Raw genomic sequence first — 20,101 nt, 5'->3', positions numbered from 1 at the left:
ACTTTCTTTAATGCTTAAACATTTTTTATACTTATATAGTAGGAGAGTATTCTTCTTTTTTATCTCTTGTAATAACTGTAATACCACAGAAAAGACTTTATAAATTCTAATGGTACTGCTTATTATGTTGCAGAATTTATCTAAAGCCAATAATTACTTGTTGCTGAAACTCAAAAATACACTTTGAGTAACATATAGGCAATAAAAATTGAAAGTGAAGTACTCAAAACAGTGGGATGGAGTAAATATGTATTGCTTTTATTCGATATTCATTTCCATAATATGATTATATTTACAACAGTTAGTTAAATCATTGTACTAATCTAAATTTCCTTTTGCTTTAGCTACAAATTTATTTGAAATGTCTAATAATCAAATATATTTTGCAAAACACCTTCCGAAATTAACTGATGTCTCAATAGATAAAGATGATGTAAATCAAGTTGAAGACATGTTAAATTATTTCGCAGATAAATTATTGGTTTAAAATTTATTGTGAATTTTATTTTGGAGATTCAGAGAGGTAAGTTTGGATGTTAGTTTCTTTTTCAATATATAAAGTAGTAATCTAGAACAATAAAGTTTTATAGTAAACGGAATGGGGTAGTGGTATCAAATTTCGTTTCAATTCTATCTCTAAAAATAAATGTATTTATTTTATCTTTTAGATAAAAATAAACAATATATATTTGCAACGTGAATAATTTAAAAAGAATAACAAGTTTATTACTATCTGCCATCATCTTGATGACACACCTTGTTGTTCTTAATCACTCTTTTGAACATCATTCAAATAACAAAGAACAGTTAACATCTTCTTTAGAATATGAAAAAGTAACTGATACAAACAAAGATTGTTCTTTATGTAATATTTATTTAGATGTAGAATTATCTAAAGATCCAACTTTTACTTATGCAATATTAGCACCTAAGTTAATAACCGATTTTTTTTTAGAAAAAGACAATAGCTTTACATCTGTTGTATTTAGTATAAAAAAATCAAGAGCACCACCTTACTTTATAGCTTAACATACTAGATATTTTACAAAATTACTTAAAACACCAAAGAGGTGGGTCTAGTCCTATAATTTATTTAATACATCCTTTAACTTTTTAGAACTCATATTTTATTTATTTAAATAAATATGTGTTCTAAAAACGAATATTTCATTTTAACATATTAAAAATTTAATTATGCTACAAGCAAAAAAGCTTTGTAAGCGCTATGATGATAAATCAGCGCTCAAAGACTTGTGTCTTTCAGTAAAACCAGGAGAAATATTTTGCTTACTAGGGCAAAATGGAGCTGGAAAAACTACTACTATTAATCTTTTTTTAGGTTTATTAACGCCAACTTCTGGTGAAGCATTAATAGATAATGTTTCTGTTTCAGATGCTAATTTTAATAGAAGTTCAATAGCCTATATTCCAGAAACAGTAGAGTTGTATGGTAGTTTGTCTGGATTAGAAAATTTAGATTTCTTTAGTCGATTAGCAGGTTTTACATATACCAAAAAGGAATTAGACCAATTTTTAAAACAAGCAAATTTACAGGAAGAATCGTACCACAAAAAGTTAGGAACCTATTCTAAAGGAATGCGTCAAAAAGTAGGTATTGCGATTGCATTATCTAAAAACGCCTCATATATTCTTATGGATGAACCTACTTCAGGTTTAGATCCAAAAGCATCTGTAGAATTTGCTAAAACATGTAAAGAATTGTCGGCAAACGGGGTAGGAATATTTATGGCTACTCATGATATTTTTAATGCGGTGAATATTGGTTCTCGTATAGGAATTATGAAAGAAGGAAGTTTAATTCATACTACAGAAACATCAAAAATAACAGCTCAAGAATTACAAGATTTATATATAAAGACTATTTAATAACAGTTAAAAAATAAATAATTTTAATAAACCCAACTCTATTATTAATATAAAAAATGGAGTAATTATCTCAAACCCCATAACTCATAAAAACAATCATGAATTACAAAAACATAGGATTCGTAGTTTTATTTTTAATTACACAAACAATCTTTTCACAAGTAAAAATTACAGGAAAAGTTGTAAATAAAGATAATATAGCAATAGAAGGAGCAAACGTTATTGTTTCGAATGAAAAAAAAGATAAAAAAGGTATCATGTCTAATACAGATGGGGACTTTTCTATAGTATTACAAGAAAATGGTATTTATAATGTAATCATAACTTTTGTTGGTTATGAATCGTATAATAATACAGTAACTATTTCAAATAATCAAAAAGTAGATTTAGGTGTAATTTCGTTAAAAGAATCTACAGAGCTATTACAATCTGTTGAAATTATAGGAAGAAAACGTAAAGATTATAACAGTGACTATTCTTTTTCAGCCACTAAAGTAGCTATTAAAAATAAAGAATTACCTCAATCTGTCGCTACTGTAACAAAAGAATTAATTGATGATAAAGTAGCTTTTCAATTATCAGATGCCGTAAAAGGGGTAAGTAGTGTTACACCAGTAAGTATGTATAATCATTTTAATATCAGAGGTATTACACAGAATGAAGATGGGCAAGTGTTAAATGGTATGCGTACACGTCAATTTTATTTTTTACAACCATTAACACAAAATATAGAGCGTGTTGAAGTTGTAAAAGGACCTAGTTCTGTTACTTTTTCAAGTGCTGACCCAGGAGGTACTGTTAATATCGTAACTAAAAAACCGTTAGCAGAAGAAAGAAAAGAAGTAACTTTTGGAATAGGAAGTTTTAATACTATTAGAGGAGGTTTAGATTTTACAGGGCCATTAAATGAAGAAAAAACATTATTATATCGTTTAAATGCCGCTGTGCAAGAGGCAAAATCATTCAGAGATTTAGTACAAAATAATGCGATATTAGTTTCTCCGTCTTTTAGTTTTATGCCTAGTGCTCATACTTCTATAAATGTTGAGATGATTTATAATAGCAGTACAGGAAATTTAGATCGTGGTCAACCTGTTTTTGAAAAATTAGGTGGAGAAAACTTCAATTTAAAAAGCACTCCTATCTCAAGAAATATAGCAGCTACAAATGATTTTAATAAGACAAAAGAGTGGATTACTACGATAAGCTTTAGTCAACGTTTGTATGAAGGTGTTCAACTGAATGCTAAATACATGAAACAGTTATGGAGTGAAGATTTACAAGAACATAGATATGAAAAGGCTGTTCAAGATGAGAACGGGGATCCTGTTTCTGGACTTGTAGGATTACGTTATGCAGAAAGAAAACAATCTTGGAATACAGATAATATAAGCGCCTTTTTAAATTTTGATTATAAATTAGGAGATGCAGCAGAGTTTAAAACAGTAATAGGTTACGATTTACATCGATTTGATAAAACTATTGGAGGAGGTGTAAATTCGGTAAGACGTAACTTAAAAGATGCTGATGGGAATGAAATTTTAACAGCGTATAACGGTATAAATATTAAGTTACCTGCGGCAGGTTTTTTTGATTTGAATAATCCTTCTAATATTATTAGAAATACAAATTCTTATAATCTATTTTCTGGGGCTATACCTGCTCAAGTATTAAAAACACATGGAGCTTATATTCAAAATGTAGCTAAATTTTATAATTTTTCATTATTATTTAGTCTTAGGCATGAATGGTTTGAGGATGATTTTAATTACGGAACAGCTAACAGAAGTAAAAATACATTTAATGCATTAATACCAAGAGTTGGGTTGTCTTATGAAATTAATAATAACTTAAATGTTTATGCAACCTATTTAGAAGGTTTTCAGCCTCATGCTTATACAACAGGTTTAATGCCTAGTGTAGCAAATTTCTTTTGGAATAATGATAGGCTAAGTATTTTAAGTACATTTAAACCATTAACAAGTAGTTTAGAGGAGATAGGAGTAAAAGGTAGATTTTTTAATGGAAAAGTTAATGCTTCAGCTGCAGCTTTTAGAATCCGTCAAAAAAATGTTTTATTAATAAATACCAATGCAACTAATGATTTAGGCTTCGAAATTAATCAACGAGGTGAAGATCGTAGTCAGGGTATAGAGTTTGATGTAAATGGACAACTTCTAAAAAATCTTCAAATAAGCGCTTCAGGAAGTTATGTTGATGCGGAAATTGTAAAATCGGATGATCCTTCATTAATAGGTGAACGAACAGAAGCAGCACCTAGATGGAGTGGGAACTTATGGGCGAAATATAGCTTTAACGATTCAAGTGCTTTACGAGGTGTAAGTTTAGGTTCAGGGATTCAATATAGTGGTGATAAATTAGCTTGGTATCAAAGAGATTTAAAGTTACCTGATTATACTATAATAGATATAGCTGCTTATTACAAACCTTTAAATTCTAATTTTGAATTTACGTTAAAATTAAATAATTTATTTGATACCGTATATTGGACAGGAGCCCTTAATAATACACGTTTATTTCCAGGAGCTCCTCAAAATTTTATGCTTACAACAACCTATAAGTTTTAATTAATATGAAAAAAAACGTTATTATTTTAATAACAAAACAGTTTTTTAAAAAGGCCTTTAGTAATAAAGGTCTTTTAGTACTATTAGCTGTTTTTTTAGCTGTTTTAACTTATGTAACAGTAACTAGTTGGAATGCTTTTGAGGCACACCATCATATTATTGAACATCATCAAGAAAGTTCAAGAGAAAGTTGGGAAGATAGTCCAGATAAACACCCACATCGAATGGCTCATTTCGGGTCATTTGTTTTCCGTTTGCAGCACCCTTTAAGTGTTTTCGATTCAGGTATTGAAACTTATACAGGAAATGCTGTTTTTTTAGAAGCACATAAGCAAAATACGGCAAATTTTTCAGAAGCAAGTTTCTCTACAGGATTGGTGCGTTTTGGTGATTTGAACATTGCTATGCTATTACAATTGATTTTACCGCTAATTATTTTCTTCATAGGGTATTCATCTGTTATATCTGAAAAAGAAAACGGAACACTCAAGATAATTTATGTTCAGGGAGCAAATATAAAAGAAGTTCTTTTAGGTAAATCATTAGGATTGTTCCTTGTTTCCAGCTTATTTTTTCTGCCAGCCTTCTTATCGTTATGGAGTATTTCTTTTTTAGAAGGTAATACATTAAGTAATGCTATTGTAATTAGATCATTTTTAATAACAATTGTTTACATATTGTTTTTTATGATTCTATGTTGCATTACAGTAATGGTGTCAGCTAAGAGTGAAAACTCTAACAAAGCATTATTAAGTCTGTTAGGAATATGGTTACTGTTTTTTATAATCATACCTAAAACAGCTCAAGTATTAGGTAATTATACATACCCTAATTTATCTAAAATTGAATTTAGAGCGGCAATAGAGACTGAAGTTTCAAAAGAAGGAGACAGTCATAATCCAAACGATCCATATTTTAATAGTTTGCGTGATTCAATTTTAAAAGTAAATAATGTTACAGATGTAAAAGACTTAGCATTTAATTATAGTGGTTTTTTAATGGGAAAAGGAGAAGAAAAATCGGCTGTTATATATAATAAGCAACATAAAAAGCTAATTAATACTTATAAGAAGCAAAATAGTATAACAAATAGTTTAGTGTTGATGAATCCATATTTAGCAATAAAAAATTTATCAATGAGTTTTTCAGGAGTAGATTTTGAAACATACGTTAACTTTTTATTACAAACAGAAGATTACAGGTACAAACAATCTCAATACATGAATAATTTACAAATGAAGTTTATTAGTAATAAAGCTAATGGAAGTGAAGGTAAGGTTCATGTTGTTAAGAAGGAACATTGGAAGGCATTACCGGAATTTAATTACCAATATATTTCAATTTGTAAAACAATAAATAATCAATTGTTAGCAATAATTACACTTTGCGTCTGGTTAATAATTTCTTTTATCGTTATGATAAAATTTTCTAATCGTTTTAAAATTATTTAATTATGTATAGATTATTAATTAAACAATTCTTTAGATCAAAAACTGTATTACTAGCTTTTAGCATACTATTAATTTTAGGTGTTTTAAGTATAAGTACAGGAAAACAGTTTTTATCTCAAAAGCAAGTAGCAATAGAAAAAACTATTGAGCAGCAACAAAAACATTTAACAACCCAGACGAATATTCATAAAGATGATTTAGGTTTATTATTATATTATTTAAAGTTTTCTTTTATTAAACCTGTTCAATCATTAGCGGGGATTTCTATTGGACAAAGTGATTTGAATTCTCATATACAAAATGTTAGTATTTTAAATTTAGAAGGGCAAAAATATGATACGGATTTAGTAAATCCAATGCGTTTACAAACGGGGAATTTAGACCTGAGTTTTCTTATTATCTTTCTTTTTCCTTTGGTAATTATAGCTTTAAATTTTAACCTTTTATCAGAAGAGGTAGAAAAAGGGACTTGGAAAATGATTACTACTCAAGGAAAATCCTCTTTTAAGTTTTTACTAATGAAATTATCTATAAGAGTGTTTTTTGTATTTATTATTTTAGGAGTACTATTCTTATTATCGAAGCTAGTTTTAGAAATTCCATTTAATACTGCTTTTTTACAGCTTATAATTATAAGCTATCTGTATTTACTGTTTTGGTTTGCTGTATGTTTTTTTGTTATTATGTTAAGAAAAACATCGAATACTAATGCAATAATATTATTAGTTAGTTGGTTAATTTTGGTTGTTTTTTTACCTGTAGTTATAAATAATTATATAACTAACAAATATCCAATAGGTGAAGCTTTTACAATGACGATAAAACAAAGAGATGAGTATCATAAAAAGTGGGATACAGATAAAAATGAAACTGTAAATAAGTTTTATAAACATTACCCACAATTTTCTAAATATAAAGTACAAGAAAAAGGATTTTCATGGTTGTGGTATTATGCGATGCAACAAATGGGAGATGATGAATCAAAGCATGAACGAGATGCTATGTATAATAAGATAAAAAGCAGAGAAGGTTTAAGTGCAAAAATAGCACAGTTTTTTCCACCTTTACAAGTACAACTATCTATGAATAAAATAGCGAATACAGGTTTAACACATCAAGTGAAATTTTTAAATGCAACAACAAAATTTCATGAAGGTGTTCGTTTACAGTTTTATCCAAAAATATTTGAAAATGAAGCTGTAAATACTATAGACTGGAAAAAATATAAAGTAGTGTTTTTTAAAACTGAAACTGAGTTTAATCTTGTTAAAAATATATTTTATATGACCTTAATTACCTTACTTTTAGTAGTTTTTGGGGTTTTTAGGAATTTAAAGTTTTTTACATAAAAAGAGCTTTTATATATTTTAGTATATTGACTTTAAATTGAATTCATTTATAAGGTAAAAGTGAACAAAGCATTATTAATAGAAGCTAAAAACAACTATTTTAAAGATGTATACAGTCTAAAACTGATAATATTGAATTGGTAGTAAAATAAATAAGGAGGTAGTTATCGTAACTATCTCTTTTTTTATCGCTGATATTTAATCAAAGGAAACACCATTAAAGGAGATATAATCTATTTCCTGGTACAATATGTAACTTTCCTTTATTTAATAGAGTTTCGTAAGTGTGAAGTGGGGTACAAGTGCAGTACTTCATTAGCTTTTGTTTAAAAAAAATAGATAAAACGTAGAAAATATTTCCTTAACAGTGTATTTGTTAAGGAAATATTCTATTGTTTTTATTCGATACTCATTTCCATAGTATGATCATATTTACAACAATCAGGTAAACCATTATACGCATCTAAATTTCCTTTTGCTTTTTCTGTATCGTAACCAGAAGCTGCAATAGCTTTGTGAATTGCCATAACGTTTGTTTTAGCATTATCAAAAGACACCTCAATTTTCTTTTTATCTACATTCCAAGTTGCAGTTGATACACCTTCAATATTATTTGCAGCTTTTTCAATAGTACTTTTACACATACCACAGTTTCCTCTTACACCAAAGGTAATATCTGTTTTTGCTATTTCTTTAGAAACCTCAGTTTTGTTCGTACTCGTTTCTTTTTTGCCTTCATTTTTACAGCTTGTAAATATTGTAGCTGTAATAATTACTAAACTTAAAATTATTTTTTTCATTTGATTAAAATTTAATTATTGATTTTTATTAGTCTAAAATTTGTTTTACTTCCCCACATTTTAACATAGCATTTCCATAATAAGGATTCATTACCACTTCTTCTTTACTTAGCCAATAAGCACCTTTGTTACTATTTGCCATTGGACAAAATTCAACATAAACTTTCTCGTTAATTCCAAATAGTTGAACTGTAGTGATTAAACTAGATGATAGTTGTATGAAATGACTTCTTTGTTCTACAATATCAATTGTTTTATAAATTGAAGTTGTAGCTGCTTTTATTTCTTTTTCTAAAGACATCCAGTTTCTATGGGTTTTATTGTCTTTTAGTAATTTCATATCAATTTTAGAAACATTTTCTATTATCTTTTTTGATGCTCTTATTACTTTATTAGTATCACCTTTAATCAAAGCATTTTTTAATTGGATATAATCATTAAAAACTGTTTTTAGTTGATTTTGAAACTCTTCTGAGACTTCTATCCTTTCGTTTTTATTGAAATTATTAACTGTTGAATTATTATTCATTCCAAGATGATTTTCGTGACCAGTCATCACTTTACCGCCTTTCTTGTTCATCATTGATTTTTTGCCTTGTAATTGAGCAGCGGCATCAACAGTGAAAGTCCCATTTGTTACAATTTCATCTCCTTTTTTTAAACCTTGTAAAACTTCGTAATTGTTTCCGATTCTATTTCCTAATGTAATTTTACGCATTTCAAAAATAGGTTCATTATCATTCGGTTTTAGATATACAACAGAACGTTTTCCTGTCCATAAAACAGCTGATGCCGGAATAGAAATAACTTCTCCTTCATTCGAATTGATTCCTTTAATTTTTCCTTCAACAAACATTCCTGGTTTAAAATCATCATTTCTATTATTAAGCACAACTCTTAATTTTACAGTTCTTGTTTTAGAATCTAAAACAGGATCTATAAAATCTACTTTTGCACTAATTTTTTTAGTTGAGTTTGTTATTATAAAAATGTCTTGTCCTTTTTTAAACAAATCAATCTGGTGTTCATAAATATCAAAATTTACCCAAACTGTATTTAGATTTGCTATTTTAAACAACGGTTGCCCTAGTTTAATAGATTCTCCTTCTGCTACTAATTTTTCTGAAACGGTACCTGATACAGTAGCATAGACAGGGAAATTTTCTTTTACTTTACCTGACGTTTCAATTTTATTGATTTGATTTTTAGAGAGTTTCCATAATTTTAATTTATTACGAACAGCCTTGTATAATGCAGGTTGGGTTTCTTTTAAAGACGAAGCTGTAATTAATTCTTGTTGTGCGGCAAATAACTCTGGTGAATAAATAGTTGCTAATAGTTGACCTTTTCTAACTTTTACACCTTTAGAGTTAATATTTAAACGTTCTATTCTCCCCGAAAAATAACTGATTTGAACAGTATTAGCTTCTTCATTTTCTACAATTTTTCCTGATAATTTAATGGTATTATCTTCTATTTTATCATTTCCGACAATAGAAGTTTGAATGTTAGCCAAAGCTATTGCGTTTCTTGTCAGTTTAAATTGGTCTGCCATTAAACCTTCAGAACTATTTTCTGTAAGAATTAAATCCATGCCACAAATAGGACAATCACCAGCTTCTGATTTCATAATTTGCGGATGCATAGAACACGTCCATAGCTGTTTTTTTTCTACTGTTTGAGAATGCTCATGTTCTATTTTTTCGGCTGATGGATTTCCGAATAATAACCAGCCAAATAATAAACCAATAGTTATAAAACCTATATAAATTATATACTTTTTCATATTTAAAAGATGTTTAGAAGCATTAAACTTGCCATCACAATCATTATGGTATTTTCTATAAATGTGGCTTCTGTCATTGGTAATTTTAAAGCAGTACCAAGACAAGCGCATTTAATTGCTTTTTTACTTAAAAGTGTTTTTGTAACACCAATTGTAGTGATACTTAATACAATTAGCGTAATTATTAAAGCAATATTTATTTCATAATGTAATAGAAACATTAAACCTAAAGCGGTTTCTATAAAAGGATAAATTTTTCCGTAAAAAGGAATCTTTTTTGCCAAAGGGTCATACATTCTAAAAGAATCTGGAAACCCTTTTAAGTCTAACATTTTAAAAAAGCTAAAGACGATGAAAAATAAGCCCATAAAGTTGAGCATAAATTCGTTCCAATTCCAATCTTTATAGTTTAATAAAATACTTGCCGTTGTTATATAAAATATGATTAAAAACAGTGGTTTTAATTGCTCAAATTTTGATTTTTCAGACACTGCTTCAAAATCTATTGCTGAGATTTTTTCTTTACGCTCCTTTTTTTCTGATAGAATATATTTTTCGGGTAAAGCATCTTTTAAAATATTGGTTTTTATGTATTTATTCATTGTGATTTCTGCTTCTCCTTTTTCTAGGTTTACAGAAATATTTGTAATATTATCAATTTCACCTAAATATTTTTCTACGGAAGCTTTGCAATTTCCACAAGTCATTCCTGTAATTTTATATGTATGTGTCATTTTTTTATTGAATTAAGTAATTAATAATTGTGGTTTGTATGAAGTAGGATTTAATAGATGCAATTTGATTCATTTCAAACTTTAATTGTAACTCTTGAATATCTAATACATCATTAAAATCAATCGTTCCTGTTTCATAACTTTTAATTAGAATTTCTTCTGCATTTTTAGCCTGCTTTAAATTTTTAGCTTGTGTTTTATAACTTATTCTTGCAGAAGTTCGTTTGTTTATTGCTTTGTCTAAAAACATTTCTAATTTATTTTTTCTTTCCTGTTTCTGTGCTAAAACTTTTTGTTTTTGTAAGTTTTTTTGCTTCGTTTTTGATTTATAACGATTGTTGAAAATAGGTATGGATACTGTTACCATTGGCATAAAAATATCTTTACCATTATCACTAAAACTCATATTTGGGCGTTTAGTAACATTAATGTAATCGAAACCGAAACCAATCATTGGAGCACTTTCTTTCTGATTTAATAATTCTGATTTTTCTATAGATTGATACAATTTATCATATTTTAATAATTCAGGGTGCACAGATAAATTATCTATATTAATATCAAAATTTTCACTGGGAAAGTTTAAATCACTCACAACAGTTATATAAATTGATTTATCACGATTCAACAACTTATTTAAGGTAGTTTGTTCAGTTAAATACTGTTGATTTAAAATTGCCAATAATTGCTCCATTTCATTTTGACGCATTTGCAATCGTAAAACATCTACAGCAGAAGCTTTACCAATTTCAACTGATGTTAATGCTAATGTTTCATAAGTTTCAAGTAGTTTTATATTTTCTTCTAATACTTTTTGCTTTGCTTTATTTGTATACAAGTTATAATAGGATTGCGAAACAGAAGAAATTAGCTTCCGTTTGGCAATAACAATATCTTCATATTTAGCATCTGCCATAGAAGAAACATAATTTTCTCTTGAAGTAATTGTACCAAACCAAGGTAACATTTGTTTTACAGAAATTCTAAAACGCTGCGCACCTGTTCTTGTTTCTGGTTCACTTACAAAATATCCAGCACCAAATTCAGTATTTGGTAACGTGTTAACTTCGTTTACTTTTTCGGAAGCAATATTATATTGTAATTCAATTTTTTGAATTGCTGGATTATTTTTTAGTCCCTGTTCAATAAGTACATTTAATTCTTGTGCATTTGAAAAACCAAAAGCTAAAAAACTTATTAGTGTAAAAATTAAATTTTTCATTTTTTAGATTTTTTTAATTTGAATTCTTCTCGCCAACTATATAAAACTGGCACAATAAAATAAGAGGTAATGTCAATGACCATTCCTCCAAAAATTGGAATTGCCATCGGAATCATAATATCACTTCCTTTTCCTGTAGAAGTTAAAACTGGTAGTAATGCTAAAATTGTAGTTACAGTTGTCATTAAACAAGGACGGATTCGTTTTTCTGCAGCTTGTAAAGCGGCTACTCTAATACTTTTTTTATCAGAAGGTTTTTCACGCTTAAATGTTTGTGTTAAATAAGTTGCCATTACAACACCATCATCTGTTGCAATTCCAAATAACGCAATAAAACCAACCCAAACTGCCACACTTAAATTGATTGTTTTCATATTAAAGAGAGATCTCATATTTTCTCCCAAAAAACTAAAATTGAAAAACCAATCTTGCCCATACAACCAAATCATAATAAAACCACCGGCAAAAGCCACTGTAATTCCTGTAAAAACCATTAATGATGTGGTAACCGATTTAAACTGGAAGTATAAAATCAAGAAAATAATAGCCAATGCTAATGGAACTACAACTGATAATGTTTTCTCTGCTCGTAACTGATTTTCGTAAGTTCCTGTAAATTTATAACTGATGCCTTTTGGAACAGTTAATTCACCAGAATCTATTTTTTGTTGAAACAGTTCTTGCGCATTTTCTACCACATCAACTTCAGCAAAACCATCTAACTTGTCAAATAAAACATAGCCAACTAAAAAAGTATCCTCACTTTTTATTACTTGTGGGCCTTGTTCATACCTAATTGTTGCCAACTCATTTAAAGGAACAGGGCTTCCTTTTTCAACAGGAATATAAATGTCTTTTATAGATTCAGGATTGTTACGTAATTCTCTTGGGTAGCGAACTCGAATTCCATAACGTTCTCTTCCTTCCACTGTTTGTGTTAATTGCATTCCACCAATTGCAACTTTTAAAACATTCTGAACATCTTCAATAGAAATTCCATAACGTGCAATTTTTTCTCTATCAATATCAATCAGTAAATACGGTTTCCCTACAATTCTATCAGCAAAAACGGCTTCTGTTTTAACACCTTCTGCTTGTTTTAAAAAGTTTTCTAGTTGTAATCCAAAAGCTTCAATTTGCTTTAAATCTTGCCCTTTTACTTTTATTCCCATTGGCGCACGCATACCTGTTTGTAGCATTACCAACCTTGTTTCTATAGGCTGTAATTTTGGAGCAGAAGTAACACCTGGTAGTTTGGTAACTTTTACAATTTCATTCCAAATATCATTTGGACTATTTATTTTTGGTCTCCAATTACGATAGAACTCGCCATCATTATCCTTAATAAGTTGATTGTGTTCAAGTTTCGTAAAACTTGCATTTTCAGAATTATTAGGGTTTTGAATAAACTGTCCGTTTTTTAATTCAAAAGAACCTTCATTATTTATTTTATAACGTTGCCTTTTTCCTTCTGAATTGCGCATGTATTCAGATTTATACTGAATCATATTTTCATACATAGATAAAGGTGCAGGGTCTAAAGCAGATTCGGTTCTTCCTGCTTTACCAACCACGGTTTCAATTTCAGGAATGGTGGCAACTGCCATATCTAACTGTTGTAAAACCCGTTTATTTTCTGCAACACCAGAATGTGGTAATGAAGTGGGCATTAATAAGAATGAACCTTCATTTAAAGATGGCATAAATTCTTTTCCAGTATTATTTAAGATCCAACCTCCAGAAATAAGAACAGCTGTAGGAATCATTAAAAACAAGATTTTATTATCCAAAGCCCATTTTAGAATTCGCGTATAATATTTTCTAAAAACAGAAAATATTCCTAAAAAACCAAAACAAATAATAGCTACAAAAATTAAGTTTATAAATATACTTCTGTCAAAACCTAATGGTCTCCAGTACTCTGCAAGTAAAAATATAATAGCAATGCAAGAAACTATGATGTTTATAAGGTTGCTATTTTTCTTGTTCAACTTTCCTAAAACAACTAATAAACCATTAATTCCAAAAGCAATTAGAATGATTCCTAACCAATGACCACTGATTATAATTACTATTCCAATACTTATTAAAGCGATATTTATAAGATGCTTAAATGAATTTTTAAGTGTTGTTTTTCTGAATAAATAAGCAGCAAAAGGCGGAATTATAAATAAAGCAATTACCAAAGATGCAGATAAAGCCATTGTTTTGGTAAAAGCTAAAGGTCTAAACAATTTTCCTTCTGCACCAATCATTGTAAATACAGGAACAAAACTGATAATTGTAGTTAAAACGGCTGTTAATATTGCTCCAGAAACTTCTGCAGTTGCATTGTAAATTATTTCGTCTGTTGTATATTTTGTACCATCTTCACTAATTTGTAACTTTTTATCATCTAAATGACGAATCATGTTTTCGGCGAGTATGACGCCAACATCAACCATCGTTCCTATCGCTATTGCAATTCCTGAAAGTGCTACAATATTTGCATCAACATTAAATAGCTTCATGGTAACAAAAACCATTAATACTGCAACTGGCAATAAGCCAGATATTAAAATTGAAGCTCGAAGATTAAAAACCATTACAATAATTACCAAAATAGTAATTAGAATTTCTAATGTTAATGCCTCTTTAAGTGTATCTAAAGTTTCTTCAATTAATTCTGTTCTATCATAAAAAGGAACAATTGTTAATTGAGATGTTCGTCCGTCAGCTAAAACTTTAGTTGGTAATCCTCCTTTTAATTCTTCAATTTTAGTTTTTACATTCGTAATTACTTTCATAGGATTTGCTCCATATCTTGCAACTACAACACCACCAACAACTTCTGCACCTTCTTTGTCTAACAATCCTCTTCTTGCTACTGGACCTAAAGAAACTTTACCAATATCTTTTATTTTGATAGCAGTAAAATCTTCGGAAGTAACAACAGCATTTTCAATATCTTCAATAGACTTTATATAACCTAACCCACGAACTAAATATTCAGCTTGATTTATTTCTAAAGTTTGCGCACCAATATCCTGGTTACTACTTTTAACAGCTTTTACAACTTGATGTAAACCAATATTATATTGTCGCATTAATTCAGGATTCACATCTACTTGATATTCTTGAACATAACCACCAATTGAGGCAACTTCAGAAACACCACTTGCAGATGACAATCCGTATTTTACATAATAATCTTGAATGCTTCTTAATTCTTGTAAATCCCAGCCACCAGTAACATTTCCTTTTTCATCACGGCCTTCAAGTGTGTACCAAAAAATTTGACCTAAACCAGTCGCATCTGGTCCTAAAGCAGGATTCACACCTTCTGGTAATAAATTACTTGGTAATGAGTTTAGTTTTTCTAAAATTCTACTTCTGCTCCAGTAAAACTCGATATCTTCTTCAAAAATGATGTAGATACTTGAAAACCCAAACATAGAAGAGCTACGAATTGTTTTAACTCCAGGAATACCCAATAGGGAAGTGGTTAAAGGATACGTAATTTGATCTTCAATATCTTGTGGAGAACGACCATCCCATTTGGTAAATACAATTTGCTGATTTTCGCCAATATCAGGAATGGCATCTACAGCAACAGGGTTACTTGGTAAAAACGGAATGTCCCAATTAAAAGGAGCATTTACAGTTCCCCAGCCCACAAAAAGTAAGAGTAATAAAACTGATACAAGTTTATTTTCTATTAGAAATTTGATGCTTTTATTTAGCATTGCATTTATTATTAAACAGTTAGAAATTAGTGTTAGAAAAACACCGAGTACAACAAATAATCCTTATAACATTGCAGTTATAGGATATTTCAGTCTATTGTTTAAAAATCAAATTAAATAAGTTTCGTCAAGTTTGTATATTTCCCTGACGACCAAAGGAGGAGAGTAATCTCTGTAAGAACTAATATTTTCATCAACACATTCAAAAAGGTTGATGTAGGTATAGATAAATGAAGCTAAAAATTGTTGTTGCTCAAAAGAAAGTATATCAAAAGATAATTTCAATTCATTTTGACCATTAATAACGGTCTGTTTATCATTACAGCAATTCTTCTTCGTGATTGAACAATTTTTAGTTTGTGATTTTTGCATTTCCATTCCGCAAGTTTTTGCTTTTTGAAATATTGCAGTATCTACTAAACTTCCTCCACAGTAATGCATATCAATAGTAAATGACATTGTAGAGAGAAGCACTACAAAAGCCATTGATATTGAGATTATTTTATGGAATACTTGTTTAATCATTATTACAAAGGTATGAAATTAATTAATAGCGTATTAATTAAGCCTTAAAGATGTAATTATAACATACATTCCAAATTTTTCACATAATTTCAGTATTAGTATTAGTATGAGTAGAGTTGATGAAAATGAATATAAATATAATTTAGGGTGGTAAAGTCACCAAAAAAAAACAAAGTACTATAAAATGAAACAAAATATATTTTCTGATACAGAAAGTAATAACCCCAGTATTTACAGTGTGTTTAGCGTTTCGGTGTGGAGTAGTGGTGTTAGATTTTGTTTTTTTTTGGTTAATTTTATATTCTTATATTTGAATTAAAAAATAAAAATGAAACTATTTATCGTAATTCTATTAATTAATTTTACCAGTTGTCAAAGTCAAAATGATATAATAAAAATTGAAAATGATTTAGAAAGGTTAAAATTGAAGGGAGAAGTAAAAAAAATTACTTCTACTATTTTAAAAAATAATATAGATGGAACTAATACCTTTGATAGTTATAATTTTAATAAGAAAGGTGATATATTAAGGAAATCTAATGATTTAAAATATATAGAGGATTATTATTATAATGGAGATCATAATAAAATTAAAGTTACAGGCTCTCTTAGAGGTACTGTAGATTGTGATACAATTTTCTTTTACAATGGGAATAATTGTATAAAAAAATATATTTATAGTTTTAAAAAAGGTAAATTAAATCTTAGGGATTCATTGCTTTATGTTTATGATTCCAAAAATAGAATAAATCAAGAAAAATTCTATGCAAAAGGTAAATTAGATATAACTTCTTTTGAATATAATAATCAAAATCTAATAGTTAAAAAGACAACAGAAACTATAGAGGGGAGAATTTTCTATGAAATTTTTAAATACAATAAAAATTCAATTAAAAAAGAATATTTCAGTAAAACGGATCCTAGAAGAATTAACAATAAAAGAATAATAGTTAATACTTTTAATAAAAATGGTTTAATAATAAGTATAGAAAAAACCTTTATTGAAGGAAAATCAAAATCCAAAAAATCAGTAATTATAAATTATTTGGATTTTGATGATTTAGGCAACTGGATTAAATGTAGTACTACATATGATTCTGAATTACAATTAATAAAAGAGAGAAAGATTGAGTACTTTGATTAATTTAAAATTAAATTTACCACTTATTTTTTATAGAATATTGTTCTTTAGAGTTTTCGAAAAAGTAAAAAGGATATTTTTTTCCTTTCCTAAGTATTAGATTTATTTTTTATCTATACTATATAGATATTTAGTCAATCGTTTATCAACATTTTTTATTTAAATATTTTGTTCTACAGCCCATTTTAAAACTCTACTAGATGTTCTTAAATATGAAAAATAACTTTAACGAAACGAGACAAGCAAATACTTGAACTAAGGAATGGGAATGCGACTTAGTGAGGATTTTGTGAAGCTAAAATGATTGAATGGTATTTATTACTAAAGTAAAAATCATTTAGAACTTTAATTATATTTATTAATCCAGTCATAATCCCCGTTTAGATTATTAAAACAATTATCAATTGCTTTTAACTATACATCATCAATCAATCAATCAATTTGGATTTTTGAATATTTCATATTTTAAAAATAGTTTTTTTAGAATTAACTATAGGTTCTAATTCGTTTGAAAAACCATATTCAGGTTTGAATATAGAACCTAATATTTTGCTTTTAACCAAAAAAACAAAGTACTATAAAATAAAATCTATTTTCCGATACAGAAATTACCAAAAATATGGCCTAAAATATCCTTATCAACATCGTATTCACCAGTAATATTACCTAAATGACGTAAACATTCACGTATATCAATAGAGAATAAATCGGTAGAAATATCTAAGTCAATTCCTTGCTGTACAGAAGAAATTGCTGTTAAAGCATTATTTAAGGCTTCAAAATGACGAGAATTAGTAACAATCGTTTCATTATTACTTAATGCCCCTGTGTTAACTAAAGAAGTTAATACAGCCTTTAATTCATTAATACCTGTTTTTTGTTTCGCAGAAAGTAAAATTAAGTTTTCAATTTCAGATTGTAAGATCGAAGCATCATGACACGATAAAGTGTCAATCTTATTTGCAATAACTAACAAGCGTTTATTAGGAAAACGTTCTTTAATTGTTTCAATTTCTTGTAAAAAATCTTCACTAGAATGAGAAAACTTATTAGAATCAATTAAAAATATAATTAACTGAGCATTTTCTGCTTTTTCATACGCTTTTTTAATACCTATATTTTCTACAATATCTTCTGTTTCACGAATACCAGCAGTATCAATAAAACGAAAAGCAACACCATCAATAATTAGTTCATCTTCAATAGCATCACGTGTAGTACCCGCAATATCAGAAACAATGGCTTTTTCTTCGTTTAGTAAAGTATTTAAAAGTGTTGATTTACCAACATTAGGTTCTCCTATAATTGCAACGGGAATACCATTTTTCATAGCATTTCCAAAAGCAAAAGAATCGATTAATCGTTTTAAAACAAAGGTGATTTTGGCTACTAATTCTTTAAATTTTGTTCTATCTGCAAATTCAACATCCTCTCCAGAGAAATCTAGCTCTAATTCAATTAGTGCAGCAAAATCTAATAACTGAACTCGAAGTTCTTTTAATTCATTGGTAATTCCACCACGCATTTGTTGAATCGCCATTTGATGAGATGCAGCAGAATTTGAAGCAATAACATCAGCTACGGCTTCTGCTTGACTTAAATCCATTTTACCATTTAAAAAAGCACGCATGGTAAACTCTCCATTATCAGCCATTCTACAACCATTTTGTAAAAATAATTGAATGATTTCTTGCTGGATAAAACTAGAGCCATGACATGAAATTTCAACAACATCTTCACCTGTGTAAGAACGCGGGTTTTTAAAAACAGAAACTAAAACTTCATCTATTATAATGTTATTATTTACAATATGCCCTAAATGAATAGTATGTGTTTTCTGGTTTGTTAATTTTTTTTTAGGAGTAACAGGTTTAAAAAAATTATTAACAGTAGTAATAGCGTTTTCACCAGAAAGTCTAATAACAGAAATGGCACCAACACCCGCTGGTGTTGCTAATGCGATAATAATGTCGTTTTGAATCATACCGCAAAATTACCTATTAACAATCAAAAAAAGACATTTATTTTAGAGTAATTTTTAAATGAGATATTTTTTTTTATTTTTTTTAACACTTTTTTAAAAAGAAATGTTACATTTGCTCAACTTTAAAAAGTTATAACCATATAAAGTACTATTTCCCTAATAGTATTTTTACCCCCTCTCCCCACAAAAATTTAATAATACCCAATATGTGTTTTGCATTTTTATAATGTAAATGTACGTTTTGTTAAATTTTTATTACCCCCCCCAGAAAATAGTAATGTGCCCCAATCTGTTTGTATCATTTTTATAATGTAACAAATAGACATGTAATTGTATACCCCTTTTTTATATATCCCTTTTCTCTAAAAAATAAAAAATAGAGATTTTAAATGTTTGATAAATAGAAAATTATGGATAAAATTACTTTTTTGTTATTTGTGTTTACATACACATTATTTGTAAATGCACAGCAACCTAACTTTGTAGAAGCGAAGAACTGTAGCGCTAAATTAAAAGTTATAAAAAATAGAAATGTTAAATCTATTTCACCTAATTCAACACTAAAATATTATTTAGTTCTTACCAATAATACGAATATAAAAAGTACTTACAAAATAGGTGTTACAGAGCTAAAAGAAAGTTGTTCGAGTAATGATATATTAAAAGAAAATGTAAGCTTAAATTTTTCTTTAGAATTAAAAGAAGACCCATTAGTGTCAATTTTAAATAAAGAAATTACACTTAATCCTAATCAGTCATATCGTTTTAAAGTAGAAGTAAAAGCACTAGAGAATACAGCTGTTGAAAGGTGGAATTGTTCTCAGATTGAAGTAATATCAGTAGCTAGTAACAAACTAGTTGCATCTACGATGTTAAAAACATTTGTACGAAACCCAAACTTAAGGTAAA

At 28.3% G+C, this 20,101-nt stretch carries 15 protein-coding genes; 8 read left to right on the top strand and 7 right to left on the bottom strand.

Translation table 11 applies throughout. The features are described 5' to 3' along the window. The first annotated feature begins 361 nt into the window (after positions 1-361). The 6 genes from CXF68_RS21125 to CXF68_RS16120 all read left to right on the top strand — a co-directional run bounded on the left by CXF68_RS21125 (position 362) and on the right by CXF68_RS16120 (position 7,275). Positions 362-487, top strand: a complete 126-nt coding sequence (locus CXF68_RS21125) for a hypothetical protein (protein WP_255398693.1) — start codon at positions 362-364, stop codon at positions 485-487. A gap of 209 nt (positions 488-696) precedes the next feature. Beyond that, a complete protein-coding gene (locus tag CXF68_RS16140) occupies positions 697-1,029 on the top strand; it encodes a hypothetical protein (protein WP_157821969.1) in 333 nt (110 codons plus the stop codon). A gap of 165 nt (positions 1,030-1,194) precedes the next feature. Continuing rightward, positions 1,195-1,887 (top strand): ABC transporter ATP-binding protein, encoded by a 693-nt coding sequence (locus CXF68_RS16135; protein ID WP_101046147.1) that lies wholly within the window; start codon positions 1,195-1,197, stop codon positions 1,885-1,887. Positions 1,888-1,985: 98 nt separating this feature from the next. Next, positions 1,986-4,475 (top strand): TonB-dependent siderophore receptor, encoded by a 2,490-nt coding sequence (locus tag CXF68_RS16130; protein ID WP_101046146.1) that lies wholly within the window; start codon positions 1,986-1,988, stop codon positions 4,473-4,475. Positions 4,476-4,480: 5 nt separating this feature from the next. Beyond that, positions 4,481-5,926, top strand: a complete 1,446-nt coding sequence (locus tag CXF68_RS16125) for a DUF3526 domain-containing protein (protein WP_101046145.1) — start codon at positions 4,481-4,483, stop codon at positions 5,924-5,926. A gap of 2 nt (positions 5,927-5,928) precedes the next feature. Beyond that, positions 5,929-7,275: a DUF3526 domain-containing protein gene (locus tag CXF68_RS16120; protein ID WP_101046144.1), complete on the top strand. Its 1,347-nt coding sequence runs from the start codon at positions 5,929-5,931 to the stop codon at positions 7,273-7,275. 398 nt (positions 7,276-7,673) lie between these two features. Here CXF68_RS16120 and CXF68_RS16115 read toward each other — a convergent pair whose 3' ends face one another. The 6 genes from CXF68_RS16115 to CXF68_RS16090 form a co-directional block, all read right to left on the bottom strand. Next, positions 7,674-8,075, bottom strand: a complete 402-nt coding sequence (locus CXF68_RS16115; RefSeq protein ID WP_101046143.1) for a heavy-metal-associated domain-containing protein — start codon at positions 8,073-8,075, stop codon at positions 7,674-7,676. 28 nt (positions 8,076-8,103) lie between these two features. Continuing rightward, the gene (locus tag CXF68_RS16110; RefSeq protein WP_101046142.1) at positions 8,104-9,861 is read right to left on the bottom strand and encodes an efflux RND transporter periplasmic adaptor subunit; all 1,758 of its coding nucleotides are present in this window, start codon (positions 9,859-9,861) and stop codon (positions 8,104-8,106) included. 2 nt (positions 9,862-9,863) lie between these two features. After that, positions 9,864-10,595: a heavy-metal-associated domain-containing protein gene (locus tag CXF68_RS16105; protein WP_101046141.1), complete on the bottom strand. Its 732-nt coding sequence runs from the start codon at positions 10,593-10,595 to the stop codon at positions 9,864-9,866. A 4-nt stretch (positions 10,596-10,599) separates the two neighbouring features. Next, entirely contained in the window at positions 10,600-11,817 is a 1,218-nt protein-coding gene (locus CXF68_RS16100) for a TolC family protein (protein WP_101046140.1), read from the bottom strand. After that, complete coding sequence (locus CXF68_RS16095; protein WP_101046139.1) at positions 11,814-15,542, bottom strand: efflux RND transporter permease subunit; 3,729 nt, start codon at positions 15,540-15,542, stop codon at positions 11,814-11,816. The genes CXF68_RS16100 and CXF68_RS16095 overlap by 4 nt, the downstream gene beginning before the upstream one ends. A gap of 108 nt (positions 15,543-15,650) precedes the next feature. Beyond that, positions 15,651-16,064: a hypothetical protein gene (locus tag CXF68_RS16090; protein WP_101047561.1), complete on the bottom strand. Its 414-nt coding sequence runs from the start codon at positions 16,062-16,064 to the stop codon at positions 15,651-15,653. Between the two features lie 331 nt (positions 16,065-16,395). Between CXF68_RS16090 and CXF68_RS16085 the strand changes: the two genes are divergently transcribed. Continuing rightward, positions 16,396-17,211: a hypothetical protein gene (locus CXF68_RS16085; RefSeq protein WP_101046138.1), complete on the top strand. Its 816-nt coding sequence runs from the start codon at positions 16,396-16,398 to the stop codon at positions 17,209-17,211. 586 nt (positions 17,212-17,797) lie between these two features. Here the strand turns inward: CXF68_RS16085 and mnmE are convergent. Next, a complete protein-coding gene (mnmE, locus tag CXF68_RS16080; protein WP_101046137.1) occupies positions 17,798-19,192 on the bottom strand; it encodes a tRNA uridine-5-carboxymethylaminomethyl(34) synthesis GTPase MnmE in 1,395 nt (464 codons plus the stop codon). 410 nt (positions 19,193-19,602) lie between these two features. Here mnmE and CXF68_RS16075 point away from each other — a divergent pair, with 410 nt between their 5' ends. Continuing rightward, positions 19,603-20,100 carry a hypothetical protein gene (locus CXF68_RS16075; RefSeq protein WP_101046136.1) on the top strand — a complete coding sequence of 166 codons (498 nt, stop codon included), beginning with the start codon at positions 19,603-19,605 and terminating at the stop codon, positions 20,098-20,100. The last annotated feature ends 1 nt before the right edge of the window (position 20,101 follow it).

Source organism: Tenacibaculum sp. Bg11-29 (genome assembly GCF_002836595.1).
Classification (GTDB): Bacteria; Bacteroidota; Bacteroidia; order Flavobacteriales; family Flavobacteriaceae; genus Polaribacter.
This window is presented reverse-complemented; position numbering and strand designations above follow the sequence as displayed.

Coding starts and splice junctions, on each gene's coding strand:
- CXF68_RS16095 (WP_101046139.1), bottom strand. CDS start 15,542: ATGCTAAATAAAAGCATCAAATTTCTAATAGAAAATAAACTTGTATCA.
- CXF68_RS16110 (WP_101046142.1), bottom strand. CDS start 9,861: ATGAAAAAGTATATAATTTATATAGGTTTTATAACTATTGGTTTATTA.
- CXF68_RS21125 (WP_255398693.1), top strand. CDS start 362: ATGTCTAATAATCAAATATATTTTGCAAAACACCTTCCGAAATTAACT.
- CXF68_RS16130 (WP_101046146.1), top strand. CDS start 1,986: ATGAATTACAAAAACATAGGATTCGTAGTTTTATTTTTAATTACACAA.
- mnmE (WP_101046137.1), bottom strand. CDS start 19,192: ATGATTCAAAACGACATTATTATCGCATTAGCAACACCAGCGGGTGTT.
- CXF68_RS16075 (WP_101046136.1), top strand. CDS start 19,603: ATGGATAAAATTACTTTTTTGTTATTTGTGTTTACATACACATTATTT.
- CXF68_RS16105 (WP_101046141.1), bottom strand. CDS start 10,595: ATGACACATACATATAAAATTACAGGAATGACTTGTGGAAATTGCAAA.
- CXF68_RS16115 (WP_101046143.1), bottom strand. CDS start 8,075: ATGAAAAAAATAATTTTAAGTTTAGTAATTATTACAGCTACAATATTT.
- CXF68_RS16085 (WP_101046138.1), top strand. CDS start 16,396: ATGAAACTATTTATCGTAATTCTATTAATTAATTTTACCAGTTGTCAA.
- CXF68_RS16135 (WP_101046147.1), top strand. CDS start 1,195: ATGCTACAAGCAAAAAAGCTTTGTAAGCGCTATGATGATAAATCAGCG.
- CXF68_RS16100 (WP_101046140.1), bottom strand. CDS start 11,817: ATGAAAAATTTAATTTTTACACTAATAAGTTTTTTAGCTTTTGGTTTT.
- CXF68_RS16120 (WP_101046144.1), top strand. CDS start 5,929: ATGTATAGATTATTAATTAAACAATTCTTTAGATCAAAAACTGTATTA.
- CXF68_RS16125 (WP_101046145.1), top strand. CDS start 4,481: ATGAAAAAAAACGTTATTATTTTAATAACAAAACAGTTTTTTAAAAAG.